Genomic DNA, 8,416 nt, shown 5'->3' with positions numbered 1-8,416 from the left:
TCCTTTCTGGTTGTCCTGAATTGCGTTAATTCTCTTCCACGTCGTCGACCGTATCGTCTTTCCCGAAATAAGCAGGCGCGTGGCCCGGTTTGGTTACTATCGTCTGGCAATCTCTGCTCTGTACGCAGCCCACTCTTCGGGGGTCCGCATGGCATATCGCGGCGCTCCAAGATTCGGGTGTGTCAGGTGTGCGACCTGCCCAAGCATCTCGTCCCAGCCAAGGCCGTCGCAACGTCGACCGTCCGGCAGCACCACGTCAAAGCCGCTACAGCAATCGTGCACTTCGACCGTGAACGAAAGCTTGAGCGGCTTCTTCAGGAGGTAGCTTGTCGCCTCGTCGCTCGAGGCTTCCCCGCTGCCCGCGTCATTGTTCTGACGTAGAACCGTGCCTCCCAACTCGACGCGCTCATCGGTCAGAATCAGGTGCCGTGCCGCGAGCTCCCATGCTTCGGCCTCAGTTGATGAGAGGGGAATGGCCTCTACCTTCGCCACGAGAGGAGAATCTGCGAGCACAGAGACAAACCACTTGTCCCTGTCGCACTCTGGAATGGGAATGCCGTTGGAATCCGTTTCGAACAGGTTCCCAACTTGGTAGACGGCAACGCCCTGTTCGCAAAGCGCTCGAACCAGTTGGTCTTGTGGGGACTGCTGCTGACGTGCACGCTCGACCCCATGGGTAGGCACGTTGTTTTCGCTCATGATGGGCTCCTGGTAATAACCGGCAATGCGCCGGGGTTCCCCATTAGTTGTTCGGCCGGAAAAAAGAAAAAAACCCGCCAGCGCAAACGCGCCGACGGGTTCGGTTCATGCAGCCAAAAGGGCTTCGTTCCAGTCTTTGCCTTTCTCGGGGCGCAAGCGCTGGGTTTTCAGACCGACGCCGGCGACGGCTTCAATCATCGTCGCGGCGGTGCGATCACCAGCGTCATCCGCATCAAGGGCCACCAGCACCTCCAGATTCGGATTGCGCTGCTTCAGGGTCTCGAACCAGGGCAGACGCCACGAATTAGCGCCCGGCAGCGCCATGATGGCGGTGTCCTTGTCTTGCCCCTGCTCAACCAGACTGAGCATGTCGATGTACCCCTCGACGACGATCAGGCGGTGCATCTCGCCATTCGGCCGCCACCACCATGGGTAGACCAAACGCCCATAGCGCAACGCCTTGACCTCCGTGCGATCAGCCTCGTGGTTCAGGCGGAACTCCACGCCAGACTTCTTCGGCAGGATGCCGACGATCGGGCGGAAAGCTGCCGCCGGGCACGCTGCGCCTTGACGCAGTAGGCCTGACGCCATCAGGTGGATGCTACCGATCTGTTCGCGAAGCCAACGAGTGGCAATCGGCGACTGCGATGGCAGACTGCGGATGATGCCTCGCCCCCACGCCTCCTGGAACACCTTGCTCGAGATGCCCCGGCGTCGAAAGTAGGCTTGCGCGTCGCGCTTGCCTTCCTGCGAATCCAGCAGCTTGTCCACGATGACGTTGATGGCTTGCGCCTTGGCGCCATCGTCGATAGGCGCTGGACCCGCCTCTCGGCGGGGAGCCTTGGAGGGTTGAGATTGAACGACTCCAGTACGAGACTGGACCTCCTTAAGCGCGGCACGCAAGGAAATGCCGCGTGAAACGGCAAGGAAGTCGGCCGCGTCCCCTCGGATCCCGCAGGCATGGCACTTGAAGCGCCATTTCCCACCGTCTCCTACATAGACGCACAGCCGGTTCGAGGTTTCCTGCCCCTCACCACACGAGGGGCAGCTGGCGCCGCCCCATGTCCTCCCTTGCTTGCGCAGGGCAAAACCCTGTTCCTGAACAAGCTCGGGAAGATCAACCACGATGACCTCCCAGCCAGGTGTGTTTCCACTCGGCTTGGCGCGTCAGGCTGGCCGCGCGTCGCAGACTCTTCTGACGCCAAGCAGCGCCGACGAAAAAGCACGCGCGACGTAGAAACGCCTGGCCAGCATTGGACTTCACCATCACGACAAGCAGGCGCCACCAGAACAGCAGAGCGGAAGCACCAACCAAAGCAATCAGCCAAACCATGATCGTCTCCTGAAAATCCCGGACATCCCGGGGGTTCAGAAGTAGTTGTTAGCTGGCACAGACAAAAAAGGGTGTTGCGCGAGTTGGTATTGCCAAGTAAGATGAATTTCACGCGGACACAGCACCCCCGCGTTCACCTGGGTGCCATCTGGAGAACAATATGTTTCAAGCCATCGCTGGGCTGCTCGCCCATAAAATCGATCGTCCGCAGCATGTCGAGATGAGTGAATCTCCCCAGCGGACCGCCTCCCCCATTTTCGTCGTCCCCAAAGCTGTCCGGCGCGACATCGAGCAGATCACTGGGCTGAGCCCGGCTGCATTCCTGAACGCCTGCAAGGACTATGCGTTTGAAATCCCGGGTATCGTGCAGTGCCCCGTAGTGGCGCACCTCACCAGCTGGCTAATTGGCCTGGGCGAAGATCCCACGTCCGTGTACGACTGCTCGATAGCCGATCTCAGCGACATGGCCCGGAAACACGGAGGGATTGAGCTCGCGCCGATCATCGCCGAGCCGCTGCGCGCCTACGCGCTCTGGCACGCTGGCCGCGCAATCATCGTCATGGTGTCCGTCGGCCGCGGCACCCGGATCGTCGCGGTGCGCCCTTACGAACACGGCACGATCGACTCGCTGATCCCGGATCCCGAATACGCTCTTCGATCGGCCAAGGCCCAGGGCATCGAGCTCAGTGAAGAGGAGATCCAGTCCGCCTTCGCGTATTGGTTCGAGATCAGGGTCGCCGAGGATGGCGCACTGCATACGTTGCGCACGCCGCCCGAGCTCGTCGAGCGCGATGCCTGCGAATACAGGATCGTCGCGACAGCGCGCACTGGCACGGTGAAGACGTTCACGATCCGGCTGAAGAACGAACTGTCCCTGAAGGACCGCGCGAATCCGGAACTGATGCTCGAACATCGGCATGACGTCATGCATCAGGCCTTGGAACATTGCGAAGGCCTGGGCTGCACGCTCTACTTTTTCCTGTCCAGCGACAAGGCAGCTGCGCCGGCGGCAGAGTGGGTGCTCGAGCCATCGATCGTGACCAACGTAGCAGACACTGATTAGGCCGTATCCCAGCCACCTGGGTAGCTATCGATCGGAATCGCCGGACGACTGCTGCCAGAACTCCTGCATCTGCTGCATGCGCAGACTTTGCTCGGTCGTAGCGTAGACGCTAGTGGTGACGAGCGACGTGTGGCCCAGGTTGGCTTGGACCGCCGCCAAAGCGACACCCGCCTCCAGCGCATGCGAGGCGTGCGAATGCCGCAGCCAATGCGCCGAGGCGCCAAGTAGGCGCTCCGCACGCGCCGGATCTTGAGCCTTCACGCTCTCGGCAGCGCGTTCTGCCGCTTGCTTCACGTCTCGCGCGAGCACCGACGCATTCACGCCCTCATATGGATCGAGAGAAATGGTCAGGCCCTTCGGGCCCACCCACCCCAGCAGATACGCGCCATTGGCACGTGCACCTTGGGCTCCGCGCGCATGCGCCATGCGCCGTGCCCTATCGATGATTTCGGCGGGAACAGGCACCTCCCGATACTTCTTGCCTTTGCCGACGACACCAAGCAGGTAACCCTCGCCGAGTGGCATGACATGTTTGAACATCGCACCAGCGGCCTCTGAGATGCGTAGACCCGTGGCGTACAACAAATCGAGCAGCAAAACCGTACGCTCACCGCGCGCGCCTGGGCCTGCGTGCTCGCGCAGCAGGTCCAGATCGGCTCGCGAAAGCAGGCGGCGCCCGAACTGTTGACGCAAATTCTGCCGGCCCGGCCGCGGCAGGTGAAGTGCCGGATTGAGGCGCATGATGCCCGTCTGCACGAAGAACGTGAACATCTTGCCGATGATGATGGTGGACTGGCGCAGGCTGGCCTCAGAGAGCGGTCCCTCCAGTGGACGCCACGCTGGGCTGTTCTTCGGAATGTTCCTCGGCGCGCACCAGTGCTCGCGCGGCTGGGGATCCTCCAGGAAGTCCCGGTAAGCAATGACGTCTTGTCGCACGAACTCGACAATGCGCTTGCGGCGCTCGAACGTAGCCCAGATCAGCAGCCTCTCGACTTCGCGGCGGTAGGCGCGCAAGGTGTGGCCGCTGTAGCGCGACAGAAATGCACGTACCGCGTCGGCATGAGTCTGCGCTCCTAGCGCGTTACTTGCACTGGCCGGATCGTCCAGCACGTTCACCAAAGTGAGAAACGTGGCCGGCACCAACAACTCGGCGTTGTCGGCGGCCTGCGATCCCGTGTCGATCGGCACAGCCGGCCAGGCGGCGCGCTCATCAGTCGTCAACGACCACTCGCGCATGAAGGCCTCAAGGCGCTCGGCCTTGAGTCGGCCGATGCCGCTGATGCTCGTGTGCCAGTATGGACTCATCATCCGTACGCACAACGCGTGCAAAGACACGATCCCACTGGCCTGCAGACACGACGCGATACGCGGTGCAAACCAGTCATCGATCGGGTCGCTTGGCACAGGACGGCGCGCAAACTGCGTCTCGATCTGCTCGAGCGCTTGAACGATGGCTTCGCCGCCGACGGTGATCCGCTCCTTTTCAGGCGCAGTTTCGCTATTGCCCGTGAGTGCGAGCACGTCGAAGTCGAACAGCTTGGCAAGCTCGGGCTTGCCCGCCTCTAAGGCCGCGCCTGCGCAAGTCTCATGCACCTCCATTAGAGTCTGGCGCACGAAGCTACTATCGACGCGCCGGCCGTCATAAATCAGCGACAGGTAACGGTCGAACGCAGCGTTGACGTCCATGCCATCGATGACGCTGCGCAAGAAGGCAATGTGCGGAAGATCGATTCGCATAGGTCCGTCCGATGCGCGGCCGGGATACCGCTCTGGGGTTGGATCTGCAGCCATTCTAATGATGTCGAGCCGCGCATCCCTGGCTGCTTGATTTTGATAGTTATCATACCTTGCTTCTCGCAGTGTTGCTACATATACTCGCAACACAACACAAATTGATCGTTATTCGAAGTCCACGAGCCACTGACCATGAACCAACTCAAGAGTGCCAGCGCCGAGGTCTACAGCACCCGCAGCTTTACGGCATTGCTCATCGTGCCGGTGAGCATCATGGCCGCGCTCAGCCTGTTCCCGGCTGCGACGCATGGCGTGGTGTTCGGCCTGATCGCACTGCTGGTGCTGCTGAGCGTTGCGGCGCTCTTCAACCTGTTGCGGCAGCTGCTCGACATGAAGCTGAACAACCTTCCCATCAGCCCCGGTCTAGTGCTTATGGTTGCAACAGGTATCGCGTGGCATGCAGCTGCCCGTACCTTCCCTTCCCTCGCCGGCTGGATCGTCCCGGGCTGCGCGGGCATGCTCATTGTTGGCGCGATCTACACGCTGTTTGCGGTAGCCATGGCGCTGACAACCAAGCCAGTCGTTATGCCCAATCAAGATCTGCTGCTGGTCTGGGAGGAACAATACGCGACCGCCCCTGCCGGTGCCGCTGATCAGACGCAGCTGCCGACGCAGAACTTCCAGTTCCGTGCGGCACGCCCCAGTGTGAACTTCGACAGCATCGTTGGTCAGGAGACCCTCAAGAGCGATATGCGCCGTGCGCTGTCGGCCTGGCAAGAGAAATCGGGCAATGGCGTCCTGCTGTTCGGCCCTCCTGGCGGCGGCAAGAGCCTCATGGCCAGCGCCCTGGCTGGGCAGGCCGCCCTGGGGCTCATTAAGGTGAGCTACGGCGATCTGGCGTCCAAGTGGGTTGGCGCCACCACCGAGAATCTGCGCAAGGTGTTTGAGGACGCCTGGGCGCAGGCGCCCGTGGTGCTGTTCTTCGACGAAGCGGACAGCCTGGTCAGCCAGCGCTCCGGATCGGGCAGCTACGAGGAATACAACCGGATGGTGACGACGTTCCTCTCGCTCGTGGACGACACGCGCACCCACCATCCCGGCGTGCTGCTGGTGGCGGCGACCAACTTCAAGGACCGACTGGACGAGGCGGCGGTGCGCGCGGCGCGCTTTGACTTCCCCGTGGAGGTGCCGCTGCCCGACGCGCAAGCCCGCGCCCACCTGATCGACATCGAGCTTAAGAAGGAACGCATCGGCATCGACAATGGGGTGCTCGAGCGGCTCGTGCGGCGCTGGGGCGGCTTGAATGTGCCGACGATCCAGAAAGCCACCCAACGCGCCATCGAGATCGCTCGCGCGGGCAATGCAAGCGAGGTCAATTTCTCGGATCTGCTCAAGGCCATGCGGACACTGCAAGGCTACAAGGGCGGCGCCGCGGAGGGCACGAAGGAGATCGGCCAGCTGTTCTATGCGCCTGAAGTCAAGCGCCGGTTGGAAAACCTCGCTGCGCAGATGCGCGATCTCGACCGTTTCGAGGAACTAGGCGGCACTCTGCCCAAGGGCGTTCTGTTCTCCGGCCCGCCGGGCACGGGCAAGACTGCAGCGGCGTCTGCCCTAGCCAAGGCGTGCCAGTGGCCGTTGCTCGTGTATTCGGGCAAGCAACTGATGTCGGAGGACGCCGTGCAGAAGCTGCGCGACAAGGCGAGCAACATGCGCCCGGCCATTGTCTTCATCGACGAAGCGGATGACATCCTCGCCGATCGCTCGATGAGCGCGACCAAGGAGGCTACCAACGCTCTGCTGCAACTCATCGACGGCGCCGGCGGCATGCTGCAGGACGTGGTGTGGATCGCGGCGACAAACAATCCGGACATGATCGACGCTGCAGCCGTGCGCGGTGGGCGCTTCGGGACGCGTGTGGAGATTGGGCTGCCCGACGGCGACGTCGTTCGAGATGTGGTGGCCTGGTGGGCGTCCGAGCACGCCGGCTTCCTCGGTGAAGGGGATCCGGTGTCTTGGGTGGATCAGGCGGCCGGAGTGCTGACTGGGCTGTCCCAGGCCTCGATCCTGGAGGCGCTCAAGGACGCCAAGAACATGGCTGTGATGGATGCCATGGGTGGACAGAACACGGGGAAGAAGGCAGTAGTATTGCTCGAGCATGTACAGGCCGCGCGCGCGGCAATGGCGGCTGCATGAGCACGGCAGCATCGTCCCCGGTAGGCGCGCGCCTGCGCGCCGCACTTCCCTGGTCCAACCTGTCTACAGCGGGCAGCTGGGCCGCCCTCGGCGCGCTCGCCGGCTGGTTTTCCATCGAATCCATCATCAGCACAAGCTGGCTGGCGCCCAACGATGCCCAGCGCATGCTGTTCGGCTTCGCCCTGCTGTCCATGACGCTGGCATTTCGGCCGAAACACCGCCGGCGCGATGTGGCACTGCTGTTCTTTGGCTGGTATCTCGGTGCCGGCTCGGCGATTCCATCTCTGTGGACTGGCTTCTTCGCAGGCTCGGTGGCCCCAGGCGTGATGGCCTGGCTAGGCTGGGCGCTGATAATGGCCGCCCCCTTCCTCCTCGCACCGCGAGGCCGGCCTTGGATCGGCATCCTTTGCGGACTGAGTCTGGGCGCAGTACCCCCACTGGGCATACTTGGTATGGCCTCTCCCCTTCTGGCAGCCGGCGCGCTGTTCCCGGGTTGGGGGCTGGCTGGCGTAGCGCTGATCGCCGCGCTGCTGGCCATCGCGTCCTGGAGCTCGACGGCGCGCACCAGCGGGAATAAGGCAGTGACGGCTGCGCTCATCGCAGCGCTACTATGGGGCGCACTCCAGGCTGCCACATATCGTCTGCCTGCCGCTCCCGATCTTGCTTGGGCGATGACGACGTATCTCGGCGACTATCCGGAGGCTCTGCAGCAGCGCTTTGCCCGCCAGGACGACCTCAAGGCGCAGGTGCGCCGCGCGATCGACGAAGGCGCCCGCCTGATCGTGCTACCTGAGGGCGCGAACGCGCAATGGAATGACGGCCAGGCCTTCTACTGGAGCGACATCGCAGAGTTGGCAAGGAAGAAGAAGGCGACGGTTCTGCTGGGAGTCTATGAGACCGATCCACTCACCCAGCATGACGGGCGTGACACTCTGCTCGACCTGGTAACGGACCAGCACTACACAGCGCAAATGCCCATGCCAATTGGAATGTGGAGACCGTGGGCAGATGAGCACTACCCGATGCGGGCACCCGGGGGCGGCCTGCAGACTCGCTACGGCCCGGCGTTAATCTCGATCTGCTATGAGGATCTGCTATTGTGGCCGCTGATTGCCCAGCGTCTGCAGATGACCGCGCATGGCACGACCCCGGCGCTGCTCATTTCAGCTGCCAACCAGTGGTTCGCTCACGACGGCAACGCGGTCGCTCAAACTCGCGCTATCGGCATGCAGGCCCGGATTTGGGGCGTGCCTTTACTTCGCGCGGTGAACTGGGCGCGGCCAGTTTCACATGCTCCATTCTCCGTCAATTGATGCAGGAAGGCCTAGATGCGCAGAATCTTCTTCTTGGCACTGCTGGTGACACTAGCTGCAGAAAGTACCAACGCCAGGTTG

General features: G+C 62.4%; 7 protein-coding genes. 3 read left to right on the top strand and 4 right to left on the bottom strand.

Annotated features, from left to right (window positions below):
• Positions 1–96: 96 nt before the first annotated feature.
• The 3 genes from TK49_RS23700 to TK49_RS23690 form a co-directional block, all read right to left on the bottom strand.
• Positions 97–699 (bottom strand): hypothetical protein, encoded by a 603-nt coding sequence (locus TK49_RS23700; RefSeq protein WP_024542410.1) that lies wholly within the window; start codon positions 697–699, stop codon positions 97–99.
• A 105-nt stretch (positions 700–804) separates the two neighbouring features.
• Positions 805–1,824: a toprim domain-containing protein gene (locus TK49_RS23695; protein WP_157774054.1), complete on the bottom strand. Its 1,020-nt coding sequence runs from the start codon at positions 1,822–1,824 to the stop codon at positions 805–807.
• A complete protein-coding gene (locus TK49_RS23690; protein WP_024542412.1) occupies positions 1,817–2,032 on the bottom strand; it encodes a hypothetical protein in 216 nt (71 codons plus the stop codon). Before TK49_RS23690 ends, TK49_RS23695 begins: the two co-directional genes overlap by 8 nt.
• A 160-nt stretch (positions 2,033–2,192) precedes the next feature.
• Here TK49_RS23690 and TK49_RS23685 point away from each other — a divergent pair, with 160 nt between their 5' ends.
• Positions 2,193–3,095, top strand: coding sequence for a hypothetical protein (locus TK49_RS23685; protein ID WP_024542413.1), 903 nt, complete (start codon positions 2,193–2,195; stop codon positions 3,093–3,095).
• 24 nt (positions 3,096–3,119) lie between these two features.
• On the opposite strand, the gene TK49_RS23680 is transcribed toward TK49_RS23685, so the two are convergent.
• Positions 3,120–4,832, bottom strand: a complete 1,713-nt coding sequence (locus tag TK49_RS23680) for a tyrosine-type recombinase/integrase (RefSeq protein WP_024542414.1) — start codon at positions 4,830–4,832, stop codon at positions 3,120–3,122.
• Positions 4,833–5,102: 270 nt separating this feature from the next.
• Between TK49_RS23680 and TK49_RS23875 the strand changes: the two genes are divergently transcribed.
• Together TK49_RS23875 and TK49_RS23665 are read left to right on the top strand one after the other, a co-directional pair.
• Positions 5,103–7,022, top strand: a complete 1,920-nt coding sequence (locus TK49_RS23875) for an ATP-binding protein (RefSeq protein WP_167669783.1) — start codon at positions 5,103–5,105, stop codon at positions 7,020–7,022.
• On the top strand, positions 7,019–8,335 hold the full coding sequence (locus TK49_RS23665) for a carbon-nitrogen hydrolase family protein (protein WP_024542416.1): 1,317 nt from the start codon (positions 7,019–7,021) through the stop codon (positions 8,333–8,335). The genes TK49_RS23875 and TK49_RS23665 overlap by 4 nt, the downstream gene beginning before the upstream one ends.
• Positions 8,336–8,416 lie beyond the last annotated feature (81 nt).

This window comes from Ralstonia mannitolilytica (assembly GCF_000954135.1).
In the GTDB taxonomy this organism is placed as follows: domain Bacteria; phylum Pseudomonadota; class Gammaproteobacteria; order Burkholderiales; family Burkholderiaceae; genus Ralstonia; species Ralstonia mannitolilytica.
This window is presented reverse-complemented; position numbering and strand designations above follow the sequence as displayed.